This is a genomic window from Streptomyces sp. NPDC090021 (assembly GCF_044748225.1).
Taxonomy (GTDB): Bacteria; Actinomycetota; Actinomycetes; order Streptomycetales; family Streptomycetaceae; genus Streptomyces.
In genome coordinates this window covers 14,890-41,768 of the sequence record NZ_JBIVFO010000048.1, presented here as the reverse complement: position 1 = coordinate 41,768, position 26,879 = coordinate 14,890, and the positions used below count along the sequence as shown (strand labels likewise).

The window sequence follows — 26,879 nt, the reverse complement described above, 5'->3', positions numbered from 1 at the left end:
GCGAGTGTGGCCGGGGCTCCTGTGCGACCTGGTGGCGCCGCAGAGTCAGCCGTTGAGCAGGTTGTGGACGAGACCCGCGACGAGGAGGTAGCCCAGGTAGGAGGCGAACACCACACCGAGCATCGCCAGGACCTTGACCGGCGTCCCGAACGGCTTGCGGGCGATCGAGAGGTTCGCGAAGAGGCCCGCCGCCCCGATGGCCCCGCCTATCACCCCGCCGACCGGCAGCAGGAGGATCGGCACGATGGAGAGGACCAACTGCCACCAGGCGAGCCCTCGGAACCTGGCCCACGGATCCGGCTTGCCGAGGGAGTTCTTGCCGAGGTCGGGGGTGTGCTGCATGTGGGGAAACCTTCGTTCTGTTCATCGTGATCGTGCTGAACCGTCAGGATGCGGGTGACGGACCAGGTGGGCAATGCCGTGCCGACAACGGTTTGCGCACAAAACCCGGGGCTCTGCACCCGAGAAGCCCCGCCGAGATGCTGCGCCTGCCGACCGGATACACGCACCGTCTCCGGGCCCGCGCACCCGGCCACTCGGCGGTGCCCGAGGGCCGTGCGTCCGGATCTTCCCGAGGACGATGTGGACGACGACGTCGCCTGCTGCGGTTACGCCGGGTTCCCGGACGAGGGGAGCTTCTTTCTCGGCATCCGTGCGCTGGAGAAGCTCTACGCGAACCATCCCCTGTCCGGCGGGAGTGAAGGGCGCGAGGAGTGGATCCCGTTCGTGTCGGATCAGGACAGCTGGGCGGGACAGTTCATCGACGCGAGGGACGGACGTATCGGCAGATGGTTCGTGGGTGATCTCACGGTCACCGGCGAGTACGCGTCACTGGCTCACTACTTCGACTCCGTGGCGGAGATGCTGACGAGGATCGGCACGGGGGACTATCCGGTCCGTTCCGTTGCCGAAGGGCGACTTGTCCGGCCGCTCGGAAAGAGCGCACTGACCCGACTCCAGGTCGCGATGTACGGCGGGGCGCGACCAGGGACCGGTGAACGGCCTTCCCCGCGACCGTCTTGACCAAGGACGCGAAGCCGGACCTCGCGCCCCGGCGAAGGGGCCGGGCGGGTCCCACGGCGGGTCCGCGCCCCGCCGCCCCGACGTGTACGTCGCCCCCTCAGCCGCGACTTCGTTCCCCCGGGGCGCGGGGAGAGGGGTTTGTCAGCCGTTTTGTGGAAGGCGACGGCGCATGACAGGGCGGTCCGGGTGGTGAGCCGACCGAGGATCGCAGGGGAGATTGGCGAGGATTCTGCGCTCCTGCCGAAGGGCAGTGAGCGCGCCGAACGGGAATCCCGCAGGCGTCGGCCGGAGCCGCCGCCCCCGTTTCTCCGTCGGCCCACGACATTTCTCCGCCCCGGCTGATCGCCGCCACAGGCCTGCCGCTGCAGGCAACGGGCGCTCGGCAGGTCCGGTCCGCATGACCGAATACTGTCCCATGGGGCAGCTGGCCGATTCTGTGGCCGCAGTGTTGTCGGGGAATCAGAGCCAGGACATGATCACTTCTCGCGCAACCTGACGGTCCGTTCGGGAGTCGAGAAATGAGCAGCAATCCCGTGACGTGAGTCGGAGAACGACGCTCCGTCCGTCCGGCCGGAACGCGGCACAAACAATGTGGCGCGATTCGATCGACCCGGGCCGCGGGGGCCGAGGAGGACCCTGCGGACCTCCGAAGCAGGAGTCCCTTCACACCGTCGCGCAGGCCTTCCGCGTGCCGGCATGCCAATTTTCACCGTATAAGGAATCTCAGGCTTTCATGTACAAACGATCGGGTTTTCTCGCCCTCACCACAGCGGGCATCGTGCTGTGCACCGCTGGTCTCACACCGTCCGTCAGCGCGGCAGCCGCCGGCACCGGGGACGAGAGGCGTTCCTATGCCGAGAGCAACGGCCTGACAGCGGAGGACATCAGGCTCATCAACACACTGAACGAGAAGGCCCTCGAACTCGGCCGACCGGGCAAGCCCGCAGGTGATGGCCTGCCGAGCGCCACCGAGTCCTTCAGGGCCCCCGCCGCGGCCGGTGGCAGGGTGACTCCGCCCGCCGAGCCGCTGGACCGCATGCCCGACGCATACCGGGCCTATGGAGGCAGAGCCACTACCGGCATCAGCAACTACATACGCAAGTGGCAGCAGGCCTACAGCCACCGCGACGGACAAGTGCGGCAGATGACCGAACAGCAGCGAGAACAGCTGTCCTACGGATGCGTCGGCGTCACCTGGGTCAACTCAGGTCCCTACCCGACGAACAAGCTGGCCTTCGCGTCCTTCGACGAGAACAAGCACCGGGACGCCCTGGCGAACTCCAGTCCGCGGCCGGGTGAGACGCGTGCCGAGTTCGAGGGGCGCATCGCCAAGCAGAGCTTTGACGAGGCCAAGGGGTTCAACCGGGCTCGTGAAGTGGCGTCCGTCATGAACAAGGCCCTGGAGAACGCGCACGACGAAAGGGCCTATCTGAGCGCTCTCAAGGCAGAACTCACCAAGAACAACGACGCCCTCGCAGGCGAGGACGGTCGCTCGAACTTCTACTCGGCTCTGAGGAACACGCCGTCCTTCAAGGACAGGAACGGGGGCAACCACGACCCGTCCAGGATGAAGGCGGTCATCTACTCGAAGCACTTCTGGAGCGGGCAGGACCCCTGGAGCGCCTCCGACAAGAGGAAGTACGGCGACCCCGACGCCTTCCGCCCCGACCAGAGTACGGGCCTCGTCGACATGTCGGCGGACAGGAACACCTCACGCAGCCCCGCCAAGCCCGGCGAAAGCTATGTCAACTTCGACTACGGCTGGTTCGGGGACCAGAAGGAAACGAACCCTGAAAACACCGTATGGACCCACGCCAACCACTACCACTCGCCGGAAGGCGGAATGGGTCCCATGCAGGTGTACGAGAGCAAGTTCCGCAACTGGTCGTCCGGATACTCGGACTTCGACCGCGGAACCTACATCATCACCTTCATACCCAAGAGCTGGAACACCGCACCCGCCAAAGTGAAGCAAGGCTGGCCGTAACCATTGACGGATCAGACGGGCTCGTCCTGGCCCTCCGCAGCGAGCGGGACGTCCAGTGGTTCACCCACGGGACGGACCAGAAGCAGGGCCAGTTCCCCGGCCACCCGGGTCAGAAACACCGTCGCCGCGCCCGCGTCCGCGCCCGAGGGGGCGAAGTCCTGGGCGAGTTCAGCGGCCAAGGCGGCACAACCGTGTTGCCGTCCGGCGCGGCCCGCTGCATGACGTCGATGAACACCGCCTCGCCCCAGGGCCGGTAGGCCCTGAGCTCCTGCTGCTGGATCGCCGCCGTCACCGGCTCCGCCGAGTGGTCCCGGCGCAGCGGGGTGAGCGTGGCGGGCCACGCGGGCGGGGCGCGGTCATGTACCGCGGCCAGTACCGCCTGGCCTTCGTCGGTCAGCAGCGCCCGGAACGTACCGAGATCCATGCGCGCATCCCTGCACCCGCACCCGCACGCGCGCCCCCGCACCCGCCCCCATGAACGGCGGAGCGGGCGACACGGGGGCCGGACAGGGGCACCGGGCACCGGGCACCCCCCTGATGGTCGGGTAAACCCGACCATCAGGTCTCGACCTGGGCGTCATGACCGCGGGGGGTGCATCTCGGTGGAATGACGGGGTGCTGATTCATCGGATCGTCGTTCATCTCTCCACGTACCGGAGGCCGTCGTGGACGGCCGGCTGGGTCGTCGCCGCGGTCTGGGCGGCGGGATTTCCGGTCGTGTCCACCCTGGAGACCCACCGGGTCTGGGGGTTCTGGGCCGTGTTCGGTTACCTGGTGGCGGCCGCGGTCGTCGGGCTGGGGCCGGACCGGGAGCGGACCCGGGCTTTCGCCGTGGCCGCGGCACTGGCCGGGGCCGTCGTCGTGCCGCTGGCGTACCTACTGGCGAGCGGGCACGCACAGAGCGAGGTCGAGGTCATCGAGCGCGCCGGCGGGCTGCTGGTGGAGCGGGCCACGCCCTATCTCGACGAGCCCCGGTCGGTCGTCGAGGTGACGCCGTACCTCCCCGGCATGGCGCTCCTCGGGATACCCCGGGCCCTGCTCGGGGCGGACGACCCGGTCGTACGGGTGCTCGGCGACGCCCGGCTGTGGTGTGCCGCGTTGCTGCTGGGCTGCCTGTGGGCCGGCCGCCGTGCCCTCGGGGCGGCGCCCGACGCCGCCGGCCGGCCGAGCCACCGAACCGCCGTGGGCGCGCTGGTCGCCTCCCCGATAGTCGCTCTGCCGCTCGCGGTGAGCGGGGTGGACCTGCCGCTCGCAGGTCTGCTGTGCCTCGCCCTGGTCCTCGCCGCCCGGCACCGTCCCGTGGCCGCCGGGCTCGCCCTGGCCGCCGCGTGCTCCCTCAAGTGGACAGCCTGGCCCGCCGTACCGGTCGTCATGGCCCTGCTCGCCCACCGGGACGGGCCCCGGGAGGCCGGCCGTTCAGGCCTCGTCGCGCTCTCCGGTACGGCCCTGGCCGTGCTGCCCGGCGTACTCCTGTCCCCGCGGGCCATGGCCGAGCAGGTGCTCGCCTTCCCGACCGGGCGCGGTGAGTTCACCACTCCGGCGAGCAGCCCGATGCCCGGCCGACTGCTCGCCGAGCTGGGCGCCGCGGGCTGGTACGCGTCGGTGGGGCTGCTCCTCGGCGGCGGGCTCGCGGTGGCGGTCTCCCTCGTCGTCCGGCCGCCCCGCGACCTGGTCGCGGCCGCCGACCGGCTGGCCCTCGGCCTCTCCCTCGCCTTCCTGCTCGCCCCCGCCGGCCGCTTCGGCTACCTCGCCCTGCCCGTCCTGCTGGTGGTGTGGTCGCGGCTGGTACGGGCCGACGCGCCGGGCCGCCCCACCCGGGAGCGGCCGTACGGGCCGCCGCCCACGGTTGCGGCGCTGCCCGTCCCGGCCGGCGGTGTCCGGTGACGGCCCGTACCGGCGGCGGCCGCCGCGGCGGGTCCGGCCCGTCGTCGCCGTCGTCGCCGTCGCCGTCGTCCACGTCGCGGCGCATCACCGCCCGGTTCGGACCCTCGCCCCCACGCGGAGTTCACCACCCGCACCGCGCCCCCTCCACGCCGCACCACCGGCCCGCGACCGAGGACCCACGTATGACCACCCTGATCGTCACCAACGACTTCCCGCCCCGCCAGGGCGGCATCGAGACGTTCGTGCACGCCATGGCCACCCGGATGCCCGGCGACGACGTCGTCGTGTACACCTCCGACGAGCCCGGCGCCGCGGAGTACGACGCCACCCTCCCCTTCCCCGTCGTACGCGATCCGTCGCGGATGCTGCTGCCCACCCGACGCGTCACCCGACGGGTCCTGGAAACAGCACGGGCACACGGCGCCGACCGGGTGTGGTTCGGGGCTGCGGCCCCCCTTGCCGCCATGGCCCCCGAACTGCGGCGCGGCGGCGTCCGCCGCATGGTGGCCACCACCCACGGCCACGAGATCTGGTGGGCCCGCACGCCGGGGGCCGCCCGGCTGCTGCGCCGGATCGGTGACCACGTCGACGTGGTCACGTACCTGGGCGAGTACACGCGGAGCCGGATCGCGCCCGCCCTCGGCCCGCGCGCCCGGCTGGAGCGGCTGGTGCCCGGCGTCGACGCGACGGCCTTCCGGCCTGCCGGGAGCGGACCGGAGGCGGCCCGCCGGGTACGCGAGCGGCACCGGCTGACCGGGCGCCGGGTGATCCTCTGCGTGTCGCGGCTGGTGCCCCGCAAGGGGCAGGACGTGCTGATCAAGGCCATGCCGGCGGTCCTGCGCAGCGCGCCGGACGCGGTCCTGGTGATCGTCGGGCAGGGGCCGGACGCGGCTCGGCTGCGCCGTCTCGCCGCCCGGTACGCCCCTGGCCGGGTGCTGTTCACCGGCGGGCTCGACCACGGCGCGACCGCCCCGTACTACGCGGCTGCCGACGTGTTCGCGATGCCGTGCCGGACCCGCAGGGCCGGGCTGGAGGCAGAGGGACTGGGGATCGTGTTCCTGGAGGCCGCGGCCAGCGGGCTTCCGGTGGTCGCCGGCGACTCGGGCGGAGCCCCCGACAGCGTCCTGGACGGAGTCACCGGCACCGTGGTCGACGGGCGTTCCACCGCTGCGGTGGCCGAGGCCCTGACCGCGGCCCTGGACGCGCCGGAGGAGCGGACCCTGCGCGGTGAGGCCGGGCGCCGCTGGGTGGAGCGCCACTGGTCCTGGGAAGGCTCGGCCGAGCGGCTCGGTGCCCTCCTGGACCCGGACCTGCCCCGGTCCGATGACGGCCGGCATCCGGCGGCCCGGACCTCCGGCCCCGGCGGCCCTGCCTCCGATTCCGGCGGACCTGTCTCCCATCCCGGCCAGGGATCCAGCCCGGGCCGGGGCCGGGGCCGGGGATGACGGTAGGCCGGGGCGGGGGCGGTCAGCCCGTCCGCCCGTGACCGCTACACCTGTTCCCCCCGCAGGTGGGCCAGGACCGCCAGCACCCGCCGGTTGCCCTCGGCCGGGTCGAGGTCCAGCTTCATGAAGATGTTCCCGGCGTGCTTGACGACGGACGCCTCGGTGACCGTCAGCCGCCGTGCGATGGAATGGTTGTTGAGGCCCTCCGCCATCAGCGCGAGCACCTCGCGCTCGCGCGGGGTGAGCCGGAGCAGCGGCCTGTCCGCGGCCCGGAGCAGCACCCGGATCACCTCCGGGTCGATGACGGTCTGCCCGTCGGCCACCCGGTCCAGCGCGTCCAGGAACTCGGAGACCTCCCCGACCCGGTCCTTGAGCAGGTAGCCCAGGCCGCCGTCGTCCGCGGTGGCGCCGGCGAACAGCTGGTCGGCGTAGGCGGTGGCGACGTACTGCGAAAGGACGAGGACCGGCAACCCGCGATGCCGGGCCCGCAGTTCCAGGGCGGCGCGCAGACCCTCGTCCCGGAAGCCGGGCGGCATCCGCACGTCGGTGATGACGATGTCGGGGCGGTCCGCGTCCACGGCGCGGGCCAGCTCCCCGGCGTCGCCGACGGCCGCCACCACCTCATGGCCCACCCGGGAGAGGACTTCCACCAGTCCGGCGCGCAGCAGTACGGCGTCCTCGGCGAGCACTACGCGGAGCACGGCACCTCCACCCGCAGCCGGGTCGGTCCGCCGACGGGACTGATCACGATGAGCCTGCCTTTCAGAATTGCCACGCGGTCGGCCAATCCTTGCAAACCGGACCCGGCGGTCGGATCGGCCCCGCCCTTGCCGTCGTCGCTCACGACCAGGACGAGCTGCTCGCCGTCGAGTCGGCCGTGCACCACGATCTCGTCGGCGCCGCTGTACTTGGCCGCGTTGGCCAGGGCTTCGGTGACGGTGAAGTACGCCATGTTCTCCACCGGGGCGGGCAGCCGGCGCCGGAGTTCGATGTCGACGGTGACCGGGATCGGGTTGCGCAGGGCGAGTTCGCTGACCGCGGCCGCCAGACCGTGGTCGGTGAGCACCTGCGGATGGATACCGCGGACCAGGCTGCGCAGCTGCTCCAGTGCCTGTCCGGCCTCGCCCCGGGCGCGGGCGATCAGCGGCAGGGCGGGGGAGTCCTGTCCGCGCAGCTCCAGTTCCGCCAGCCCCAGCGTCATGGTCATTGCCACCAGCTGCTGTTGGGCGCCGTCGTGCAGGTCCCGTTCGATGCGCCGCCGCTCCGCTTCGAAGGCGTCGACCAGCCGGGCCCGGGACCTGGTGAGTTCGATGACCCGGCTGCCGAGGTCCTCCTCGCGGGCGGAGAGCAGGAACTGGGCGAGCCGGACCTGGGCCCCGGCCAGCAACGCGCCCGCGTACGCGGCGAACACCAGCCCCACCAGGCCCGCAGCGGTGCCCGGCAGCCCGGCGACCGGGTCGGAGATCGCCTGCCCGGGGACGAGCATCACCGTGTCGGGGGCGATGGCCCACACGATGACCGGTGTCACCAGCAGGATCGAGGACATGGCGAGCAGGGCGGCGAAGCCGACCCCGACCGCCGTGAACACCACGGCGAACAGCAGGATGTACGCCAGCTCCCGCCAGGTGGCGCGCTCCGCGAGCCGGGTCCGCAGCCACGGTACGGCGCCGGTCCCCGGCAGCGATCCGTGCGGGTCGACCAGGGGGACGGGTTCCACCAGCCGGAGCCGACGCCGCTCCAGGGCCGCGACGGGTATGGCGCTCACCACTACGCCGGCCAGCACCACCAGCCCGATCCCGAGCACCGACAGGCCGATGCCCGCGAACAGCAGCACGGACAGGACGGCGAGCAGCAGCGCGCCGAACACCGTGCCGCTGAGCAGGAAGGCCCAGGCACGAAGCGGCCAGGGGGAGAGCAGGAAACGGACGGGGCGACGCCGTACGGCCGCCCAGACGGCGACGTTCATCGCGGGGTTCCTCCAGGGTTCGGCGGTGCGGCAACGCCCGGCCGCCGCCCGGACCCCGGATCGTCGGACGGGCTCCGTCCGACGACCCTAACGCCGACGGTGTGCAAAACCCTCCCCGCCAACTCCCCGGCAACTCCGTGCCAACTCCGTGCCGACCCACGACGCTCACGCCCCTGACCGGCTCGAACGGCACATCTCGCCGCTCGGGCTCCGCCACCCGGCAACAACGGGACGGGACTTCGGCGCGACGCGGCCGTCGCGATCTCCACGAAGGACCGGATCAACGGGTCGGTGTCGCCTTCGTTCCACACCGCCACCACCCGGCTCGGCGCCATGCCGGTCAGCGGTACCACGGCCGACTCGGCCGGGAGGGGGTGTCCGAGCGGGCCGGACCGACCGTGCCGGTCCACAGCACGGCCTGCGGGCGAGGGACGCCGGCATCGACACCGGATCCCTTCCCTCCCGCCCCGGCCGACCGGCTTCAGCGTTCAGCCCCTGCGCGCCGGTCCGTCCCGGCGGTCGCCGGTTCCTCCGGTGCGGAGGGCGGCTCGGGGGTGAAGATGCGGTCCAGGTGATGGTGGAGTACCGCGAGGGCCGACTCCGGCTGACGCTGGCCCACGAGGATGCTGGTGCCCATCGTCGCCGTCATCGCCAGGAGGCTGATCGACTCCGTGCGCGCGTCGGCGCCCGGATCGGCCAGGCCCGCCTCCTGCGCCTGCCGGATCAGGTCCGTCAGGGCGTCCTCGGCGGCATCGGGCTTGTCGATGAACGGCTGCGCGGCGAGGGCATCGTCCGTCACGGACAGGATCGAGTAGGAGCTGTAGAGGAGATGGAAGGTGCGGCTCTCCTCGTCGGTGGGCAGGGAGGCCAGCAGGATCGCCTCGATGGTCGCGCGCGGGCCGGGATTCGGGCCGACGGCGCTCAGGCGGGCCCCCACGCGGGCGGAGAACCGGTCGGTGAGGTGCTCCAGCCCGTAGAAGAGCAGCTTCTCCTTGGTCTGGAAGTAGTACTGCACGAGCCGCAGTGACACGCCGGCCTCGGCCGCCACGTCCCGCATGCCGACGGCGTGCAGTCCGCGCCGTCCGGCGACCCGGACGAGCGCCTCGGCGATCTGAGTCCGCCGCTCCTCGTGGTCCACGCGCTTCGGCATGTGTCCTGTCTCCGCCCGTCGGTGTGCTGCATCGGAGGTCCGGCCGCCCCGGCCCTTTTCATGATACCGCCGTACCATTTATATGGTACGTTCGTATCACGAAGAACGGATCTTCCAGGAGGTGCCCGTGCCCCAGACCACGACCCGAACCCGTGCGAGCCGCGACATCGGCCACTACGTGAACGACACGCTGAGGGACCGGTACTTCGCCGCCTGCGACGCCCTCTACGCGCTCGGGGCGCCCGCCCGCTCCGAAGCCGATGTGGAGACGAGCTTCGGCACCACGCACGTCTACCGCTACGGCCCCACGGACCCGGCCGCCGAGTCCCGTACGCCCGTGGTCCTGATACACGGGTCGGGGGGCTGTTCCGCCCAGTGGTACCCCAACACCCGCGCCCTCAGCGCCGAACGTCCCGTCTACGCCCTCGACACCCCCGGCGACCCGGGCCGCAGTGTCCACCGCGAGCCCATGTGGCAGCCCGAGCGCGCCGCCCAGTGGCTGGACGAGGCCCTCGACGCGCTCGGCCTGGACAAGGTCCACCTGGTCGGCTCCTCGTACGGCGGCTGGCTGGTCATCAACCAGGTCCACCGCCGGCCCGGACGACTGGCCTCCGTCACCGCCCTCGACCCGGGCGGCCTGGAGAAGGTGGGACTGCGCTTCTTCGTCTGGATCTTCGCCAGCCTCTTCGCCACCTACGCCCCCAAGGCGTGGCGCCCCCGCCTCGCCAAGTGGCTGGAGCAGCCGGTGATCGTCGTCCCCGAGCTCCGCGCGATGATCCAGGCCGGCGTACGGGCCTTCCGGATCCGTCGCCCCGCCCCACTGCCGCTGTCGGACGCGGAACTGGGCTCCATCCGGACGCCGTTCTACCTGATCATGGGCAAGCGCAGCCTCCTCGTGCACCCGCAGCGGCAGTTGGAGCGCGTACCACGCGTCATCCCCGGGGCCCGCGCCGAGATCGTCGCCGCCACCGGCCACGGACCGCAGATCGACCACCCGGACCTGGTCAACGCCCGGATCCTGGCCTTCATGGAGGACATCGACTCCCGCGACGCGTGAGGCCCGCCGGCACGCGGCGGCCGCCGACCCCTCACGTGGTCCGTCTCCGTCCGGTCGGGAAGCCGACGGCCGCGCCCGGGGCCCACGTGACCACGACTCCGGCGTCTGCTCCTCCCACTCGGGGATCTCCATGGGCGGGCCGACTCGGATCAGTGGGGACCGGCCGTTGAACCCACGATCTCAAGCCGGGGCCGAAGACGCTCTCCCGGGCCGGACGGCGGACGGGGCCGGCGGCTGCAGCCGCCGGCCCCGTCACTGAGCGGTGCGGATCAGCAGGTGCCGGCCGGGCGTTCCCGGACCACCAGGTCGGTGGAGCCGGTCGTCGCGTCCAGCCAGGCGACCTGGCGGCCCGTACCGGCCGCCGGGTGGTTCTGCTCACCACGGTTGCAGGACACCCGCTCGCGGCGGGAGCCGTCGGTGGTCAGCTGCCACAGCTTCGGCAGCGACTCGTTGCGGTACCGCGTGTCGGGCGTCCGGGCGACCAGGGTCAGCGCGTCCTGAGAGACCGTCAGGTCGGAAGCCATGAACGCGCCCGGCTTGTGCTCGCTGCTGACGATGAAGGCGTCGCGCCCGTCCAGCTCGGAACTGACGACCGACACGAGACCGCCGTCGCTCTCGTCGCTGTCCGCCAGCCAGAACACGTTCTTGCCGTTGATCCCGGTCTGGCCCAGGCTCACCGGCTCGTCCAGCTGCTCGGTCAGGACCGCCCTGCCGGTGGCCAGGTCCACCACCTCCACGCCCAGCCGGTACGTGCCGCCCTGCGGGTACAGCTTCGCGTAGGCGATCTTGTTGTCGCTGATGGAGGGCAGCGCGGTCAGGGTGTTCCACTTCCTGCCGTCGGTGAACACCGGAGCCTTGTCGGTGGGCCGCATGTAGCCGACGTGGCGGCCGCCGAGGATGTCGTACTCCTCGAACACGATCGTGTTCTTCTCCACCCGCAGGCCCGCGACGCCCGTCGTCGAGCGGTAGAGCGTCCTGACCGGGCCGCCCGCCACCGGACGGGAGAGCACGTCGACCGAGGTCGGACCGTACGCCGTCCACACCACCGTCTTGCCGTCCGTCGCCGGGGCGGTGTGGTAGCGGCCGTCGTTGGGGCTGATCACCTTCGGTGCGCCCTTGCCGTCGAGGCGGCCGGCGTAGACCGAGTAGGGCTCGGAGCCGTCGTCGTTGGACTTCGACGCGGTCCACCAGCCGCCGCCCGCGCCCACCCCGGAGTCCGTGGTGTTCAGCGTTCCGAAGAGGGTGTCGCTGTCGATGCCGAGGGCCTGCTCCCAGCCCGGGACGATGCCGTGGGCGTTGAAGGACCGCTTGACGGTGTTCTGCTGGGCGGAGGTCGCGCCCAGCGCCTTGGCCGCGGCGAGCACCGCGCCCCGGGCCTCGGTGAACCCGTCGATCGGCGTCATGTACTCGGTGACGGCCTTGTAGACGATCTTGTCGGCGAGTTCCCCGCCGAGGTCCTCGCGCATGTCCCACAGCGCGCCGGAGAAGATCGTGGAGTTCAGGTGCACGCCGCCGTTGTCGGTGGCGAACGACACGCCCAGGAAGCTCTTCGACGTGGTGGCCCCGTCGTTGAGGTCGCGCAGCGCGCAGTCGGCGGCGGCCTTCGTGCGGCACAGGTCCTCGCCGATCAGGCCGGCGGCCGGATCGCTCATCGGGGTGCCGCTCGCGGTGACGTCGATGGCGTTGCCGAAGTAGTCGGCCAGGGCCTCGTTCAGGGCGCCGGACTGGCCCGCGTAGACCAGGTTCGCCGTGTGCTCGATGACCCCGTGGGTCATCTCGTGGCCCACGACGTCGGTGTCGGCGGACATCGGCTTGAACTCGTCGTCGCCGTTGCCGTAGACCATCTTGGTGCCGTCCCAGAACGCGTTGGCGTAGGGCAGGCCGTAATAGGTCACGCCGACCAGGGAGTTGACGGCCCCGCCGGCCCCGTCGAGGCTGTCGCGCCCGAAGTTCTTCTTGTAGAAGTCGTAGACCTGGCCCGCGTTCCAGTGGGCGTCCACGGCCCCCGAATCCGTCGCCGTCCCGCCGAAGGTGGTGTTCGGGGAGGAGAACATCCTGATGCCCGAGGGCCACTTGCCCGCCGTCTCCGACACCGACTTGCCCCGGGCGTCCCACGTGGACAGCAGGCTCTTCGACGTGGCGCGCATCCGGCCCGCGTCCGCAAGGAGGTAGTGCCCGGCCGCGGGGTCGTAGGCGATGTCCAGCGAGGCCGCGGCGCCACCGAGTCGGGCACCGGACCCGGTCTCCGGGACCAGGTTCGGGGGAGCGGCGGGCGGCCCGTCCGCCGTCGCCCCCTCCGCGGGCCGACCGGCCGTCCCGGTGGCGGCCTTCGGGGCCGCCAGCGTCTTCAGCGCGCTGTACTGCAGCGCCGGGTAGCCCGAGCGGGCGTCCACGTACACCTCGTCCATGACCGGCGCGCCGGTGCCGGGAGCGGTGCCGCGTACGGTGACGCGGTAGGCGAGTACGCCGCCTCCCTTGGGCAGGACGACGAGGCCCTTGGCCTCACCGGTCATGCCGGTGGCCGCCGGGTCACCCGACTCCGACCTGGGCGCCCGGCTCTTGTCGAGGGTGCCCCCCAGCCTGCGCGTGGTGGCGGCGACCGCGCGGCTGACCGCGACGTCCTCGGCGACCTGGGGGGTGACGTCGGTCTTCAGGGCAGTGAAGTAGTGCCCCGAGGTGCCGGTGACCACGCGCTTGCCGTCCCGCTTCTGCATGCGCACGACGTACTGGCCGCCGAGGACGTCGACTCCGCGGTGCTTCTGCTGCAGCCGGACGGTCTCGTCCTGGCCTCCGGTGGCGGTCGCCGACAGGGTGGCGAGGTCGCTGCCCGCCCGTGGGATCCTGTAGCGACTCTTGTTCGCCGCGAGGTGCTTGCGGGCCGCGTCGGCCGGGGCGGCCTTGGCGTCCACGGCCTCCCGTATGCCCTCGACGAGCACCGGGGCCGCGGTGTCCTGGCCGGGCAGGACGTTCGAGGGGCCGGGGTCCGCGGCCCACGCGGGCGACGCCTGCAAGGTCATCGCGGCGGCCAGCAGTACCGCGATTCCTCCGGCGGACCGGAGCTCTTTCCGCCATATCCGTCGTGCGGTCGGGGTCGGAGCCGACGAACCTGCGCTGAACTTGGGCAAGGGGTCTCCTCAACCATGAGTGCCTGATGCGTTGCTGCGAGTCGCCGCCATGCAAGCGCCGCGGGCGGCTCGCGACCAGAGCCGGGACACCCTCAGAAGTGGCCATGCACAGTTGTGGGGGCCCTGTGAAGGCGGTCAAAATCCCCGTCATGATCGAAACCGACCCGCAGGACCGGACTCCGGCCCGCACGCAGGAAGCCAGCAGGGCGACGATCCGCACGACCGCCGGCCCGGCCGCCACGCCACTCACCGGCCCGGCCGCCACCCCGGTCACCGGCCCGGCCGCCACCCCGGTCACCGGCCCGGACTCAGGCTGGGCCATCGACCCGGATTCCGGTTCGGTGGTCGACCCGGCCGCCGTACTGCGCGTACTCATCCAGCGCCGACAGGCCCTCCTGCACCGGGAATCTGCGGAGCTGAGGTCCCTGCGCACCTACGCCGACCGGCTGGCCCACGAGCTACCGCCGCCGCCCCCCTTACCCCCCGGACCCCCGGCCGGCGTAGAGGTCCTCACCGGCGCCGACGCCGTCGAAGCCCGCCTGGACACCATGCTCGACTCCGCCGAGACGGAAGTCCTCGTCCTGGACCGCAGCGCGCTGACGACGTCCCGCCCCGGGGGAGTGGGGGAGGCGGGCGGGTCGGGCGAGGCGGTGGAAGCGGGCGCCGGCCGCATACGCCGTCTGCTGGCCCGCGGCGTCACCGTACGGACCGTCACCGATCGGCGCGGCACCGACTTCCCCGAACGGGCCCGGGAACTGATCGCCCTCACCCGACTCGGCCTCCAGGCCCGGATCGGGCAGCGCCTGCCCACCGGCCTGGTTCTCGTGGACCGGCGCACCTGCCTGCTGCCCCCACCGCCCTCGGGCGACGGAGGAGCCGAAGGTGCGGCTCTGGTCTTCGGCGACTCCCTGCTGCACCGCGCCGCACTACCGCTGTTCGAGTCCCTGTGGACACGCGCCACCCCCGTCGGCAGCCCCGTCAGCCCCCTCGGTGCGGAGCAGCGGGAACTCCTCGGGCTGCTCGCTTCCGGCCTGAAGGACGAGACCATCGCCCGCCGGCTCGGCGTACACGTGCACACCGCCCGCCGCCGGATCACCCGCATGCTGGAGGAACTCGACGCCGACACCCGCTTCCAGGCCGGAGTCCAGGCCGCCATCCGTGGCTGGCTGCAACCCCACCCCGCCGAACCCCAGGGCGCACCCCGGCCGGCAGGGGCGAACTGATGGATGACCAGGACGGCCGGCAGAGGCCTGTCGGCGGGCGGCCGACGGCAGGCCCGGCGCGTCATGTGCCTGCTCCGAGGCCGAAGTCCGAGCCGCGATCGGGCCCGGACAGATCCTTCCTGACACGCCCGAGCCACTGAACACGCTCCACGTGACACGTGTACCGCCCCGCCCTGCCCCGCCGCGCTCGGCCATGCGCTGACGCTGCCACGAGAGCGAGACGGCGAACAGCCGCCCGGCCCGGCAGCGTTCGGTGGACCGTTGCTGTGATGGCGGTCCGCCGAACGAGTACGCCCGGTGCGGCCCGGCCCGGCCAGTCCGGTGGCGGTGGCGGTGGCGGGGTCGGTGAAGGCGCGGTTCGTCAAGGTGGCCGGCTCCGGTGGAAGCGGGTCAGAGGGTGCGGGCGAAGTGGATGGCGTCCGCTGCCGCGGCTCCGGCTCCGGCGGCGTTCATGGCGCCCTGCTCCCACTGAGTGGTGAGGTCTCCGGCGGCGTACAGACCGGGGACATTGGTCTGCCGGTCGGCGCCGACGGTGAGGAAGCCGTCTTCGTTGAGGGCCAGGCCGAGGGTGGTGGTGAGGCGGGTGACGAGCGGGACCTGCTGCTGGGGAGGTGACCAGAGCAGGGTCTGGCGCGCCAGGAGGGTGCCGTCGGCCAGCTCCACGGTGTGCAGGTCTCCCGCCCGGTGGTGCAGACGGACGATCTCGCCTTCGACGAGGTCGCTGCCGGCCGCCCGGAGGGCCTGACGGGTCTCCGCGGCGCGCTCCATGCCGGGCGGCGCGATGGCGATCACGTCGGCGGACCAGGCACTGAACGCTCCGGCGGCGGTGGCGGCGTAGGCGGGGTTGTCGGCGACCACCCCCCAGGTTCGGCCGGCGTTCTCCCAGCCGACGCAGAAGGGGCAGTGGATGACGGTGCGGCCCCAGCATGCGGCGAACCCATCGACGTCCACGGGGTGGATGTCGACGACTCCGGTGGCCAGGAGCACGGTGCGGCCCCAGGCGGCGCTGCCGTCGTCGAAGGTGAGGTGGAAGCCGCCGTCCGCGGCGAGGGTCACGTCCTCGGCAGCAGCGGCGCGGTGCTCGGCCAGTCCGTAGGCGTCCAGTTCCGCCCAGGCCCGGGCGCGGACCTCGGCCGGGGTGGCGCCTTCGAGTCCGATCATGCCGTGGACGCCGCGGGACGCGTGGTTGCGGGGCGGGGCCGGGGATTCGACGACCAGGGTGCGGTGGCGGTAGCGGGTCAGGGCCAGGGCGGCGGTGAGGCCGGCCGGGCCGCCTCCGACGATCACGGTGTCGTAGTGCGCGAAGGGGTTCACGAGGTTCTCCCAGGGGTTGACCAAAGCAAATGACCAGGGGTCATACTACTGACCAACGGTCATTCGATTGTTCTCATTCCCACCGGAGGAACCGGGATGCACGACACCCAGCACACCCACCGCACCCACCACAGCGACCACACCAAGCACGCGTCGCGACCCGGCTTCGACTGGGACGCCGTCTACCGCGGCGACGCAAGCGACACCACCGCTCCCGACCCGCTCCTACTCGCCCCGGCCGACTCCCTCACCCCCGGGAAGGCCCTGGACCTCGGCTGCGGCGCAGGAGGCAACGCCCTCGCTCTCGCCGAGCGCGGCTGGCGCGTCACCGGCGTCGACATCTCCCCCCGCGCCATCGCCGGCACCCGAGCCGGCGCCTGTGCCCGCGGCCTGGAGCTGGAGCTCCTGGTGGCCGACACCGCGCTCTGGCAGCCGGAGACCACATACGGCTTCGTCCTCAGCGCGTACGCCCTGCCGCCCCGCGGCCCTGCGCGCACCGCGACCCTCGCCGTCGCGGCGGCGGCGCTCGCCCCCGGCGGCATCCTGGCCCTCGGGGAATGGGATGAGGAGGGCTGCGACTGGGGCGGGAGCGGCGACCTGGTCACCCTCGACGAACTGCGCGCCGACCTGTCCGGCCTCGGCCTGGACATCCTGCGCGCCGAGCGGCTCCGCGTGCCGGTGCACCAGCACCCCGGCCACGAACAGGAGCCGGCCGACGACGCGGCAGTGATCGTGACGGCCCGCAAGCCGCAAGCCGCATGACACCCTGGAGGCCAACGACTGACCGGCCGCCGGTCGATCACCGTCCTCGTGAGGAGCCACCCCGTGCCCGCCCAGCCCACAGGCCGCTTCCAGCCACCGGACGTTCGCCGCCGGCAGATCCTGGACGCAGTGGCCGCCCTGCTGCTGCAGGACGGCTACGACGCCTTGACCATCAGCAAGGTCGCCGCGCGGGCCGGGGTGGCCAAGGGGACGGTCTACCTCTACTTCGCCTCCAAGCAGGAACTCCTCGCCGCCCTCCAGGGGGAGATGTGGGCGCGGATGCTGGAGATCCCCGCCGCGCTGCTGACACAGCCCGGGCTGTCCTGGGCCGAACGGCTCGACGGGCTCGTCGCAGCGTGGGTCTCCGCCGAGCAGGACCACCAAGAGCTCTACCACCGGCTCTTCCACGAGCTCGGGACCGCGGGCGAGGAACCCATGGACCGGGCCCGCACCCTGCTCGTCACGATCCTGACCGAAGGGAACAAGGCAGGTGAGTTCGACGTCGCCGACCCCGAACTCACCGCCGACTTCCTCACCCACGCCTACACCGGCCCCTGCCACCACACCTCCGGTACCGACGTCACCAGCGCCGTCCAGGCCCTCTTCCGCCGCGTCGTGGCCGCCCGCCCCTGAGAGCCGCCGCCCGAGGCGAGGGCCGTGCGGGCCACGGCCAGGGGCGGCCGTAGGTCCAGCCGGGTTCCGACACGTGCTCGAAGCCCATCCCGTACACGCCGGCGGCCATCGTGGGGATCTGCCGGTCGGGTGCGGTGCGCACGCTGCGGGCTGCGTCGCCGTACGCGTCGACGGCGACATCCGGTGAGGCGTGCGGCACGGCCCGGGACCCGGGCGAACGTACCGTCACCGAGGTCCAGCACTCTCCTGAGCGTCGAGCGACAGGGGTCGTCCAGCCACTGGCACTCCACACCGCCGGTGGCCGCAGCCGCCGATTCGACGGGCGACTCGACCGACCGGCGGGTGCTGGTTCAGCGTTCGCTCAGGTCGGAGGGGGCCTCCTGGACCACCCAGCCGTTGCCGTCCGGGTCGTTGAAGGACATGAAGGAGTTCCAGGTGCCGCCCTTGCCCACCTCCCAGCCCGCCTCACCGAGGTGGCGGACGGGGGAGACGGCCACGCCGCGCTCGGTCAGCGTCGCGTGGGCGGCGTCGATATCGGTGACGCACATCTGCAGTCCGTGCAGGGTGCCCGGTGCCATGACCTTCGCGCCGGGCGGTGTGGGCATGCCCTGGAGCAGGGCGATGGAGCACCGGGATCCGGTCGGAGTCAGTTGGATGACGCGCACCCCGGGGGCGACCTCGTCGTCGAGGTCGACGGCGAATCCGATCTTCTCGGCGTAGAACTCCTTCGCACGGTCCATGTCGGTGACGGGGACGGGCACGACTTCGATGGTCCAGTTCACGGGTGTCTCCTCGGAGACGTCGACGGGTCCGGTGGGTGCCTGAGGCGGGTCCACGGTTGCCGATTACGGTCCGGTCGCGCACGCCGAAACGCCCGTAGGGGCCTGACGGGATTGTCCGGTGAACCCCTGTTCGAGGGGTCGGGCAGGGCGGTCTCGCTCACGCCGTGGCGAGCACCCCCGTGGTTCGCCACGGCGTGTGCGAGGCCGCCCTGGTGCGTGCGGTGCAGTGCGTGGTGCGCGGTGCGGTCAGCCGGTGGGGGAGTCGTACGAGTGCGGTGTACCCATGGGGCGGAAGCGATCCATCCGGTCCGCAGGGACGATGCTGGGGAGGAGGAAACTCCACAGGTCCGCGACGCGGGAGTGGAGGTCCTGGCGGCGCGTACGGACGTGGGAGGTGACCTGGATCCCCGTGAACGCTCCGACGAGGAGCGCCGAGAGGGCGTTGACGTCCAGCGCGGGGTGGATGTCACCGGCCTTCTGGGCCGGGGTCAGACACGTACGGCAGGTGTCGATCCAGGCGTCGTAGGGGGTCGGGTCGGGGTGGGTGAAGGAGCCGAACTCGATGACCAGGCGGATACCGGCGCGGATGCGGACGTTGGTGCGCAGACCGTGTGCCATCTGGTGGGTCAGGTCGATGGCGGTCTGCAGTCCCGGGTTCTCGATCGCCGCAAGGTGGTCCGAGACCTGGAACTGCTCGTCCATCAGCGTACGGGCAAGCGCCTGCTTGGACGGGAAGTGGAAGTAGAGGGCTCCCTTGGTGACTCCGGCGTGCTTGACGACGTCGCTGAGGCTGGTGCCCTCGAACCCGCAGTCGTCGAACGCGATGGCAGCGCCGTCGAGGATGGACTGACGGGTGATCTCGGCCCGTTCCTGTCTGGCCCTCGCCACGTGGTCGTCCTTCCCGGTCCCTGCCTGTGCGGTGCGGTGCGTGTCCTCTGCGGTGTGTCGTCAATGTAATCGGGTGACATGAAAGAAAACCAGTCGACAGGTACTTTTGTATGAGAACAGGGTGGTGTTCGTGCTCTTGTGGTGCTCTTTGGGCTGTTGTCCCGCGCCGGGCTGCTGCGCTGTGAGATTCGAACGACGAGCGCAGCCGCGCGAGTTGAGTGGGTAATAGGTCGGGCCCCCGTACCGGCCCACCCGCACTTCCCCACGCACGACGCTCCCACGAGCACCGCCTACACGGCTTCCCCCGCCGTCGGCCCTGCGGTTCCCGTGCCCGTGCCCGTCGCCGCGGGCCGGAGCCACAAACGGCACATCGTCGGCGCCGGGGTGCCGGCGGTGGCGCTGATCGCGGGCGGCACGTGGTACCTGATACGCGACGACGGCAACAGCAGCCGGACGAGCCACCCCCCTCGACCCCTCGCGGTGGCGACACCTCCGGCCCGGTCAAACGATCACGATGTATGAGGACCGGAGTGTCGGTGGCACGGCCGTCGTCCTGGAAGTCCAGGGGCCTACGACCACGCTCGCCCCATGAAGCCCGCTGCCCCTGGCCCCTGCCGTTGGCGCGCAGAACGTCGAGGTGGAGCGCGCCGTTGAAGCCGAAGTCGGCCGGGCGGCAGCAGGCTCCCTCGCCGGTCTGCTCGGCGAGCTTCTCCAGCAGTCGGTCACCCGCCCGGCACCGCAGCCGGTGGACCGCCACCGCATGGAACCCCGGGTGCGTCAGACGTCGGAACGCAATCGGGTGGCGTCAGAGCATCCGTACAGACAGGACCCGCCGGTGCCCGTGGTCACCACGGGCGGTTCTGCGCGCCCGGACCGGGACGCGGCCCGGCCGCGCTACCGGCCCGCACGGGGAATGGGACGGCGGCGGGCGCGGAGCCGGTGGACACCCTTGACGGCGTAGCCGGCGGTGATGAGCGCGAAGCCGGCGGCAGCGAGCCAGAACCAGGATTCCGCGACCGTGAGACTCAGCAGCAGCCCGCCCATGAGCAGCAGGGTGCCGGCGGTATCCAGCACTTCCAGGCGCGCCCGGGAGCGCAGCGCCGGGTCGGGACCGCGCAGCCGCCGGACGATGGGAACGAGACCAAGGGCTTGCGCGACGGCCAGACCGAGAGCGATCCAGACGTACCAGTCGGGTATGTCCACGGCGCGCACTGTACCGCCCGGCGGGCCACGAGGATCCGCAAGGCGGACCGGGCGGCGTTCGACGGACTCAGCCGGTTCGGTCGGGGGACGGGGTCCCGGTGGCCGGGCGGCGCCGGATCCCCTCCTCGGTGAGCTGTACGAGCTCGTTGCGCACGGGATCGTGGTGGGTGGGGTGGAAGCCGGGGACCGAACCGATGCGGGCGCCCGAGGTGGGTTCCCAGATCTCCAGGCCCGGGCCGCCGGCCGAGAACAGCAGCCCGTCGGCCGCGAAGAACCGCCCCTCCGGTCCGCCGAACGTCGCCGTCTCGTCCGGCCCCGAGTACAGTCTGCCGAGGTCCACGCTGCGGGTGACGTCGAAGACGCGGGCGCCGGGGACCATGGCTTCGTCGTCCTCTCCGAGACCGCCGAGGACGAACCGATCCTCGTCGAGCCAGACCATGGGCCGGTTCCAGTGGTACGCGACGGGCGGCAGCCGGACGAAGTCGACGGCGGGCGTCTCGCCGGTCCAGGCGGCCTCACCCTCGGCGAACCACCGGGCGAGGTCCCAGGTGACGGGCTGGCCCACCGGGTGCCACATCCAGCCGTCCGACGCGATACGGGTACCGGCCGGGCTCAGGTGCAGCGCGCCGTAGAAGCAGTGCGTCCAAGCCGCCTCCGTCTCTTCCTCTTCCCGCGGCATCAGCGCCACGGGTTCGCCGGTGGCGGGGTCCGTGGCCGCGATCCGGTTCCACCGGGTGCGGTGCACAACGACGTCGCGTCCGCCGTGCACGGTGAAGAGCAGGGAGTAGGGCACGGTGTCGGAGTGGTAGTTGTCGTGCCGCAGCTCCATGGTGACCGTGCCGGCTTCCAGCTCCAGCACCTCACCGGTGCCGCCGAAGTCGACGGCCACGGCGGCGAACCGGCCGTTGCGGGAGGCGTGCAGCCGCAGGGTCTCCTTGTGGCCGCACCACGGCTTGGCATCGGCCCGGACGGTGACGGTGCTGCGGGCCTTCTCCGCGCAGGAGCCCGTCTCGGGGTCCCACAGCAGGATCCGCCCGTCGGCCGCGAGCAGCAGCAGTCCCTGCTCGGTGGGCGCGAGGTCCACCACCGTGCCCGCCTCCGCGGGGAAGGGGACCAGGGGACCAGCGCCGGGGACCGGACGGGAGGCGTCGATGACTTCCGGACGTCCGACGGAGCCGACGACGCTCCCGTACGAGGTGTCCGAGCAGTCCTCGCAGATCCGGCCGGAGGCGACCGGCCACCCCTGCTCCGCGTCCTGGCGGCACAGGGCGCATATCCGCCGGTGCTCAAGGCCCCGCCCGGTGTAGTGGATGGAGAAGTCCACTTCTTCGGCCGCGGTCCGGATGTGCTCGCAGACGGGGAGGTCGTAGGGGGGTGCGTCGTGGCCGCAGGCGAGTTCCATGAAGGGGTGTCTCCTTGACGTGGTGTGCGTACCGGCGGCCGTGTGGCTGCCGGTGGCACCATTCAAACCGTCGGAATCCTGCCCGGCCCCAAACGACCCGCTGCGGCCTGATCGGACAAACCATCACGTCCCTTCAGGCAGAGCCAGGCCGATGCCAGGCGGTGTGGACCAGCGTGGGAGACACCACGGTGACGGCCCGTGGCGGTCCGCGCCCACGCCGGCGGCCGCTTCACGGAGGCGGAGGGCCTGTACGAGCAGGTACGAGAGCGCCTGGTCAGCGGGGCAGGACGCTGTCCATCCGTACAGCCACCCGTGTTCCGGCCGTTCGAAACATGGCAGCATGAACCCGGCCGCGCGGATTCCGCATGCTTGGACGGTCCGGAGCAGTCGGCGCACTCGGATCGCTCGGCGGACTCGGATCGCCAGGACTCCCCGGATCCGTCGCGTGCCGCACCACCGTCACAAGGCTCACAACACAAGGGGGATGGGCTGTGCCTGCTCCACGGATGCGTACGACGCCACTGCCCGGCATAGGCGTCCAGTACGACCTCACCACCCGCGAACACCGCAACCTGTCGGTCATCGCACACCGGGACGGCACCCGCACCGTCAGCCTCTACCGGGCCGACGACCCGGACGCCTGCGCCGAGTCGCTGCACCTGACGGGAGCCGAGACGGCTTCGCTGATCGACGCGCTGACGCCGGCGCACCACAGCCCGAACCTCCTGCACACCACCGACCTGGGCCTGGTCGCCGAGCGCGTCGAGCTCTCCGCGCATTCGCACTGGAACGGCCGCGTTCTGGGCGAGACCAGGATGCGCACCGAGACCGGCGTCTCGGTCGTGGCCGTGCTGCGGCGGGCAGAGGCCCGCCCCTCCCCGGCACCGGACTTCCGCCTCGCCGGCGGCGACACCCTCATCCTGATCGGCACCCGCGAGGGCGTCGACGCCGCCGCGGCCATCCTCGGCAGGGAGTGATCGCGTGCACTCTGCCGTCTTCCTCATCGAGTTCGGTGCGATCATCCTCGGCCTGGGCCTGCTGGGCCGGGTCGCGGGCCGTCTGAAGTTCTCGCCCATACCCCTGTACCTGCTCGCGGGGCTGGCCTTCGGTACGGGCGGGCTCCTCCCGCTGGGCGCGAGCGAGGAGTTCGTCGCGATCGGCGCCGAGATCGGCGTCATCCTGCTTCTGCTGATGCTGGGTCTGGAGTACACCGCCAGCGACCTCGTCTCCAACCTCAAGACCCAGTACCCCGCCGGAATCGTCGACTTCACCCTCAACGCGCTGCCCGGCGCGGCCGCGGCCCTGCTCCTGGGGTGGGGTCCGGTCGCCGCCGTGGTCCTGGCGGGTGTCACCTGGATCTCGTCCTCCGGCGTCATCGCCAAGGTGATGGGAGACCTGGGCCGGCTCGGCAACCGCGAAACGCCGGTCGTCCTGTCGATCCTGGTCCTCGAGGACCTGGCCATGGCGGTCTACCTGCCGATCATCACCGCCCTGCTCGCCGGGGTCAGCCTCGCCGCCGGCAGTGCGACTCTGGCCATCGCCCTCGGCGTCGCCGGGGCGGTGCTGTTCGTCGCGCTCCGCTACGGGCGCCACATATCCCGCTTCGTCTCCAGCGACGACCCGGAGAAGCTGCTGCTCGTGGTCCTCGGCCTGACGCTGCTGGTGGCGGGCATCGCCCAGCAGCTGCAGGTCTCCGCCGCGGTCGGCGCGTTCCTGGTCGGCATCGCCTTGTCGGGAGAGGTCGCCGAGGGCACGCACACCCTGCTGAGCCCGCTGCGGGACCTGTTCGCCGCGGTGTTCTTCGTGTTCTTCGGCCTGCACACCGACCCGGCCAGCATCCCGCCGGTGCTGCTGCCCGCCCTCGCGCTCGCCGTGGTCACCGCCGGTACGAAGATCGCCACCGGCTACTGGGCGGCCAGACGGGCCGGTATCGGCGTCAAGGGCCGCTGGCGGGCCGGCGGCACGCTGGTGGCCCGCGGCGAGTTCTCCATCGTCATCGCGGGCCTCGCCGTCACCGCCGGCATCGAACCTGCGCTGGGCCCGCTCGCCACCGCCTACGTGCTCATCCTCGTGGTGATCGGGCCGCTCACCGCCCGCTATACCGAGCCCGTCGCGGCCTGGGTCACCGAGCGCCGGCAGACGGGCGGCGCCTGCGTCGACCCGGTCGCGGAAGCCCCCGCGGCCCTGCCGGAACCGGCCTCCCGGGAGCGCTGAGGCGTGTCCGCGAAGTCCGGCCCGGCCCGCGGCGTTCGGCACCGCACCGCGCCGCGCTGACGGGGCGCCCGCGTACGTCCGGTACTCGGGCGCCCCCTCCGCCTTGCGATGCTTCCCCTCGGCCCTGCGGGCCCGGGGGAGGCGCCATGGCACCGGACGCCGCGGGGCCCGCCCGCCGGGCGGCCGGCGCTACTTCGCGGACCCGCCCCAGGCGTTCCCTTTTCCGCCGGAGGGCATCCCGTACGGACAACACCGCGACCTGCGTGACCCGTTGGGGCCGCGGCCGGGGCGGGAACACACCGGCTTCGGCGCCACCTCCCTCCCGCAACGGGAGTCCTCCTCGCCCCTCCACCATCACCCGGGGCGTCGGCACCCCGCATCGGGTTCGGCACCCATCCTGGCGGGCCGGGTCACGACCGGCCGGCCGGAACCGGTCCCGGCGGCTCGGCGCATCGCAGGTCGGCTCCGGTCACCGGGGCGCCGTCGGCGATGTTGCGGTCGTAGGTGACGGTCTTGACCCGTACCGGTTCGGCGCCGACGGCGACGTCGAAGACGGCGTCGTGACCGGGAACTGCTTCCAGCCGGGAGCCCGGCAGGGCCGCGGCGAGGGTCGCCGCGTGCTCCTCCTGGCCCGGGGCGTAGCGGATGACCGGCGGACCCGCCGGGCGTACGGGCGGTGCGGACGGGGAGGTGTCGGTGACGACGAAGCCGTTGCCACGCAGCGCCGCGGCCACGGTGGCGTCGTCCACCCGGACCCCGATGGCCGCCGGGTTGGTCGGCGCCGGGGTCTCCGCGACGGGCTGGATCCGGGTGTCACCGGTGATCGGGCGGTCGGCGCCCAGGGCCTCCCACAGCGCGGCGGACCGGGCCTCGTCCCAGACGAGCGTGGACCCCACCCCCGGCACCCGGTGGTCGAAGAGGCGGATGGGGACGGTGGCGAACTCGGTACGGTCCGCTCGCAGACGGCCGAGCGCCCAGCCGATCCGGATCAGGTCGCCCGGGCCCGTCCCCGCGTCGGTGCGCACGGTCTTCAGGAGGGTGTGGACCGTCCGTGCCGTGCGCACGGGACTGGCCAGGGCGCCCTCGACGGTGAGGCGGGCCAGCAGATCGTTGACCATGCGCTGCTGGCGGCGGACACGGCCCAGGTCGCCGGGCCGCAGATTGACGTGCCGGGCCCGGACGTAGCGCAGGGTCCCGTTGCCGTCGGTGTGGTGGCGGCCGGCCGCGATGTCGAGGCCGGAGTTCTCGTCCTTGAGCGGTCTGTCCGTGCACACCGTTCCGCCGCCGAGGTTGTCGATGGTCCGCTCGAAGCCGACAAAGTCGGTCTCCAGGTAGTGGTCGACGTGGAGTCCGGTGGCCTTCTCGACGGTGGCGACCGTGAGCGGGCCGCCGCCGAGGGCGAACGCACCGTTGATCTTGCCGCTGCGCGGCGGGACGGCGGGGCCGGCATAGGCGACGTAGGAGTCGCGGGGGATGGAGACGACGCTCGCGCGGCGCTCGTCCTCGGACAGGTGCACGAGCATCATCACGTCGGTGCAGTTGCACCCTTTCCCGCCCACGTGGAGCCGGTTCTTCTCGGCGGTGGAGAGTCCTGCGCGGCTGTCGATGCCCACGATCAGGATGTTCGTGCCCCGCCCGCCCCCTGCCGCCGCCGGGGCGGTGTGGGCCGATACGGTCTCCGGGCCCACGAGGGATCCGCAGGAAAGGGCGGTCACGCAGGCGAGAGCAACGGCGAGTCGACGCAACGCGGATCCTCCGAACGGGACGAAACGGACCTGAGCCGCGACTGTAGGGGGAGCGGGTGGTGGAGCCGGAGGAGGAGCGGTCGTGTACACGCCGGTGTCACCCGCGCGGCGGGCCGCCATGACCTGCCGGGCCGCCGGGACCGGCCGGGCCGTCCCGGGAGCCGGTGGCGCTCATTCGCCGTTGGCGGAGAAGTGCTGGTAGTCCGGGTTGGTCCAGCGGCCGCCCCACTGCCAGCCCACCTCGCGGAAGGCTGCGGCCACGGCGCCGTCGGGGTGGATCTGACCGGGGCGGGCCGCGGACCGCCGCAGGTGGGCGTGCGCGTTCGGCGGGTGGACGACCCCGTTGAGGTCGACGTAAGGATTCTCGACGGGGTTGATGTCGACGGCGTCGCCCCAGGCGTGCCGGGACAGTCGCCGGGGATCACCGGTGACCGGACGGCAGTTGAAGGCGGACGTGTTGTCGTCGGCCATGGCCTCCGCGTCGTCGCGGTACTCGGCCGTCACGCGCATCCGGCGGATCGGGAACCGCGCTTCGAAGGCCCGCTCGAAGACGTGCAGGAGGGGGCGGACGGCGTTCTCGTGGACGACCATCTCACCCGCGTGGGTGCGGCCGTCGAAACCCCAGTGGTTCATGCGGACGAGCCGGAGCCGGTCCGGCGGGACCGGGCAGCCCGCCCGGTGGGAGGCGCCCAGTTTCTCCTGCGGCACTGTCGTGACACGCGAGGTGAACCGTACCGGCGGGTCCGGCGGTCCGGCCGGCACCCGCGACGGGGCGGCCTGCGTGGAGCAGGCCAGTGCGGCCGCGCACAGGGCGGCCGTCACGGCTGCGGCCGCGGTGGTGTGGCGCACGCCACCACGCTAAGGCGAGCACCGCAGGCGGGCATGCCGGGGCGGACCCGGCGGGGCCCGGTGCGCACCGTTGCACGGGACCTGGTGCGCCCGCCGGGCGGGCGGGTCGGGAGCCGGCCGGACGCGACCCGGGCGGGCCTGGTGGGACGGCCGGGCGGAATCCGTGGGTACGCCCGGCAGGGCGGGGTCAGGGTGTGATCCGGTAGGGCGCATCCGGCGTGCGAGTC

23 protein-coding genes and 1 pseudogene are annotated in these 26,879 nt (G+C 72.2%); 10 read left to right on the top strand and 14 right to left on the bottom strand.

Annotated features, from left to right (window positions below):
* Positions 1-45: 45 nt before the first annotated feature.
* Complete coding sequence (locus ACIPXC_RS30180) at positions 46-342, bottom strand: hypothetical protein (protein ID WP_401624401.1); 297 nt, start codon at positions 340-342, stop codon at positions 46-48.
* A 240-nt stretch (positions 343-582) separates the two neighbouring features.
* Here ACIPXC_RS30180 and ACIPXC_RS30175 point away from each other — a divergent pair, with 240 nt between their 5' ends.
* On the top strand, positions 583-1,023 hold the full coding sequence (locus tag ACIPXC_RS30175; protein WP_401624399.1) for an SMI1/KNR4 family protein: 441 nt from the start codon (positions 583-585) through the stop codon (positions 1,021-1,023).
* 733 nt (positions 1,024-1,756) lie between these two features.
* Positions 1,757-3,010, top strand: a complete 1,254-nt coding sequence (locus ACIPXC_RS30170; protein WP_401624397.1) for a protein-glutamine gamma-glutamyltransferase — start codon at positions 1,757-1,759, stop codon at positions 3,008-3,010.
* A 109-nt stretch (positions 3,011-3,119) separates the two neighbouring features.
* Here the strand turns inward: ACIPXC_RS30170 and ACIPXC_RS30165 are convergent, their stop codons facing one another.
* Complete coding sequence (locus ACIPXC_RS30165) at positions 3,120-3,434, bottom strand: hypothetical protein (protein ID WP_401624395.1); 315 nt, start codon at positions 3,432-3,434, stop codon at positions 3,120-3,122.
* 191 nt (positions 3,435-3,625) lie between these two features.
* Here ACIPXC_RS30165 and ACIPXC_RS30160 point away from each other — a divergent pair, with 191 nt between their 5' ends.
* A complete protein-coding gene (locus ACIPXC_RS30160; protein WP_401624393.1) occupies positions 3,626-4,894 on the top strand; it encodes a glycosyltransferase 87 family protein in 1,269 nt (422 codons plus the stop codon).
* A gap of 182 nt (positions 4,895-5,076) precedes the next feature.
* A complete protein-coding gene (locus ACIPXC_RS30155; protein ID WP_401624392.1) occupies positions 5,077-6,339 on the top strand; it encodes a glycosyltransferase family 4 protein in 1,263 nt (420 codons plus the stop codon).
* A 44-nt stretch (positions 6,340-6,383) separates the two neighbouring features.
* On the opposite strand, the gene ACIPXC_RS30150 is transcribed toward ACIPXC_RS30155, so the two are convergent.
* The 4 genes and pseudogenes from ACIPXC_RS30150 to ACIPXC_RS30135 form a co-directional block, all read right to left on the bottom strand.
* Entirely contained in the window at positions 6,384-7,040 is a 657-nt protein-coding gene (locus ACIPXC_RS30150) for a response regulator (protein WP_401624391.1), read from the bottom strand.
* Positions 7,028-8,305: a sensor histidine kinase gene (locus ACIPXC_RS30145; RefSeq protein WP_401624390.1), complete on the bottom strand. Its 1,278-nt coding sequence runs from the start codon at positions 8,303-8,305 to the stop codon at positions 7,028-7,030. Before ACIPXC_RS30145 ends, ACIPXC_RS30150 begins: the two co-directional genes overlap by 13 nt.
* Before the next feature lie 239 nt (positions 8,306-8,544).
* Positions 8,545-8,729: pseudogene (locus ACIPXC_RS30140) on the bottom strand (LysR family transcriptional regulator); the annotation flags it as partial.
* Between the two features lie 57 nt (positions 8,730-8,786).
* Positions 8,787-9,455, bottom strand: a complete 669-nt coding sequence (locus ACIPXC_RS30135; RefSeq protein WP_401624389.1) for a TetR/AcrR family transcriptional regulator — start codon at positions 9,453-9,455, stop codon at positions 8,787-8,789.
* Between the two features lie 127 nt (positions 9,456-9,582).
* Here ACIPXC_RS30135 and ACIPXC_RS30130 point away from each other — a divergent pair, with 127 nt between their 5' ends.
* On the top strand, positions 9,583-10,512 hold the full coding sequence (locus tag ACIPXC_RS30130) for an alpha/beta fold hydrolase (RefSeq protein WP_401624388.1): 930 nt from the start codon (positions 9,583-9,585) through the stop codon (positions 10,510-10,512).
* Positions 10,513-10,781: 269 nt separating this feature from the next.
* On the opposite strand, the gene ACIPXC_RS30125 is transcribed toward ACIPXC_RS30130, so the two are convergent.
* The gene (locus ACIPXC_RS30125; protein ID WP_401624436.1) at positions 10,782-13,529 is read right to left on the bottom strand and encodes a M4 family metallopeptidase; all 2,748 of its coding nucleotides are present in this window, start codon (positions 13,527-13,529) and stop codon (positions 10,782-10,784) included.
* Between the two features lie 257 nt (positions 13,530-13,786).
* Here ACIPXC_RS30125 and ACIPXC_RS30120 point away from each other — a divergent pair, with 257 nt between their 5' ends.
* Positions 13,787-14,860, top strand: coding sequence for a hypothetical protein (locus tag ACIPXC_RS30120; protein WP_401624386.1), 1,074 nt, complete (start codon positions 13,787-13,789; stop codon positions 14,858-14,860).
* A 390-nt stretch (positions 14,861-15,250) separates the two neighbouring features.
* Here the strand turns inward: ACIPXC_RS30120 and ACIPXC_RS30115 are convergent, their stop codons facing one another.
* Positions 15,251-16,174: an NAD(P)/FAD-dependent oxidoreductase gene (locus ACIPXC_RS30115; RefSeq protein WP_401624384.1), complete on the bottom strand. Its 924-nt coding sequence runs from the start codon at positions 16,172-16,174 to the stop codon at positions 15,251-15,253.
* 96 nt (positions 16,175-16,270) lie between these two features.
* Between ACIPXC_RS30115 and ACIPXC_RS30110 the strand changes: the two genes are divergently transcribed.
* Positions 16,271-16,936, top strand: coding sequence for a class I SAM-dependent methyltransferase (locus ACIPXC_RS30110; RefSeq protein WP_401624382.1), 666 nt, complete (start codon positions 16,271-16,273; stop codon positions 16,934-16,936).
* A 63-nt stretch (positions 16,937-16,999) separates the two neighbouring features.
* Entirely contained in the window at positions 17,000-17,569 is a 570-nt protein-coding gene (locus ACIPXC_RS30105; protein WP_401624380.1) for a TetR/AcrR family transcriptional regulator, read from the top strand.
* Positions 17,570-17,919: 350 nt separating this feature from the next.
* Here the strand turns inward: ACIPXC_RS30105 and ACIPXC_RS30100 are convergent, their stop codons facing one another.
* From ACIPXC_RS30100 to ACIPXC_RS30085, 4 genes are all read right to left on the bottom strand, one after another.
* Positions 17,920-18,351, bottom strand: coding sequence for a VOC family protein (locus ACIPXC_RS30100; protein WP_401624378.1), 432 nt, complete (start codon positions 18,349-18,351; stop codon positions 17,920-17,922).
* 246 nt (positions 18,352-18,597) lie between these two features.
* On the bottom strand, positions 18,598-19,239 hold the full coding sequence (locus tag ACIPXC_RS30095) for a ScbR family autoregulator-binding transcription factor (RefSeq protein WP_401624376.1): 642 nt from the start codon (positions 19,237-19,239) through the stop codon (positions 18,598-18,600).
* An 894-nt stretch (positions 19,240-20,133) separates the two neighbouring features.
* The gene (locus ACIPXC_RS30090; protein WP_401624374.1) at positions 20,134-20,442 is read right to left on the bottom strand and encodes a hypothetical protein; all 309 of its coding nucleotides are present in this window, start codon (positions 20,440-20,442) and stop codon (positions 20,134-20,136) included.
* 67 nt (positions 20,443-20,509) lie between these two features.
* On the bottom strand, positions 20,510-21,844 hold the full coding sequence (locus ACIPXC_RS30085) for a hypothetical protein (protein ID WP_401624372.1): 1,335 nt from the start codon (positions 21,842-21,844) through the stop codon (positions 20,510-20,512).
* A gap of 491 nt (positions 21,845-22,335) precedes the next feature.
* Between ACIPXC_RS30085 and ACIPXC_RS30080 the strand changes: the two genes are divergently transcribed.
* Both ACIPXC_RS30080 and ACIPXC_RS30075 read left to right on the top strand, forming a co-directional pair.
* Positions 22,336-22,821, top strand: coding sequence for a cation:proton antiporter regulatory subunit (locus ACIPXC_RS30080; RefSeq protein WP_401624370.1), 486 nt, complete (start codon positions 22,336-22,338; stop codon positions 22,819-22,821).
* Between the two features lie 4 nt (positions 22,822-22,825).
* Positions 22,826-24,058, top strand: coding sequence for a cation:proton antiporter (locus tag ACIPXC_RS30075; protein ID WP_401624368.1), 1,233 nt, complete (start codon positions 22,826-22,828; stop codon positions 24,056-24,058).
* Between the two features lie 410 nt (positions 24,059-24,468).
* On the opposite strand, the gene ACIPXC_RS30070 is transcribed toward ACIPXC_RS30075, so the two are convergent.
* The gene (locus tag ACIPXC_RS30070; RefSeq protein WP_401624366.1) at positions 24,469-25,773 is read right to left on the bottom strand and encodes an LCP family protein; all 1,305 of its coding nucleotides are present in this window, start codon (positions 25,771-25,773) and stop codon (positions 24,469-24,471) included.
* A gap of 201 nt (positions 25,774-25,974) precedes the next feature.
* Positions 25,975-26,652 carry a M15 family metallopeptidase gene (locus tag ACIPXC_RS30065; RefSeq protein WP_401624364.1) on the bottom strand — a complete coding sequence of 226 codons (678 nt, stop codon included), beginning with the start codon at positions 26,650-26,652 and terminating at the stop codon, positions 25,975-25,977.
* Positions 26,653-26,879: the final 227 nt, after the last annotated feature.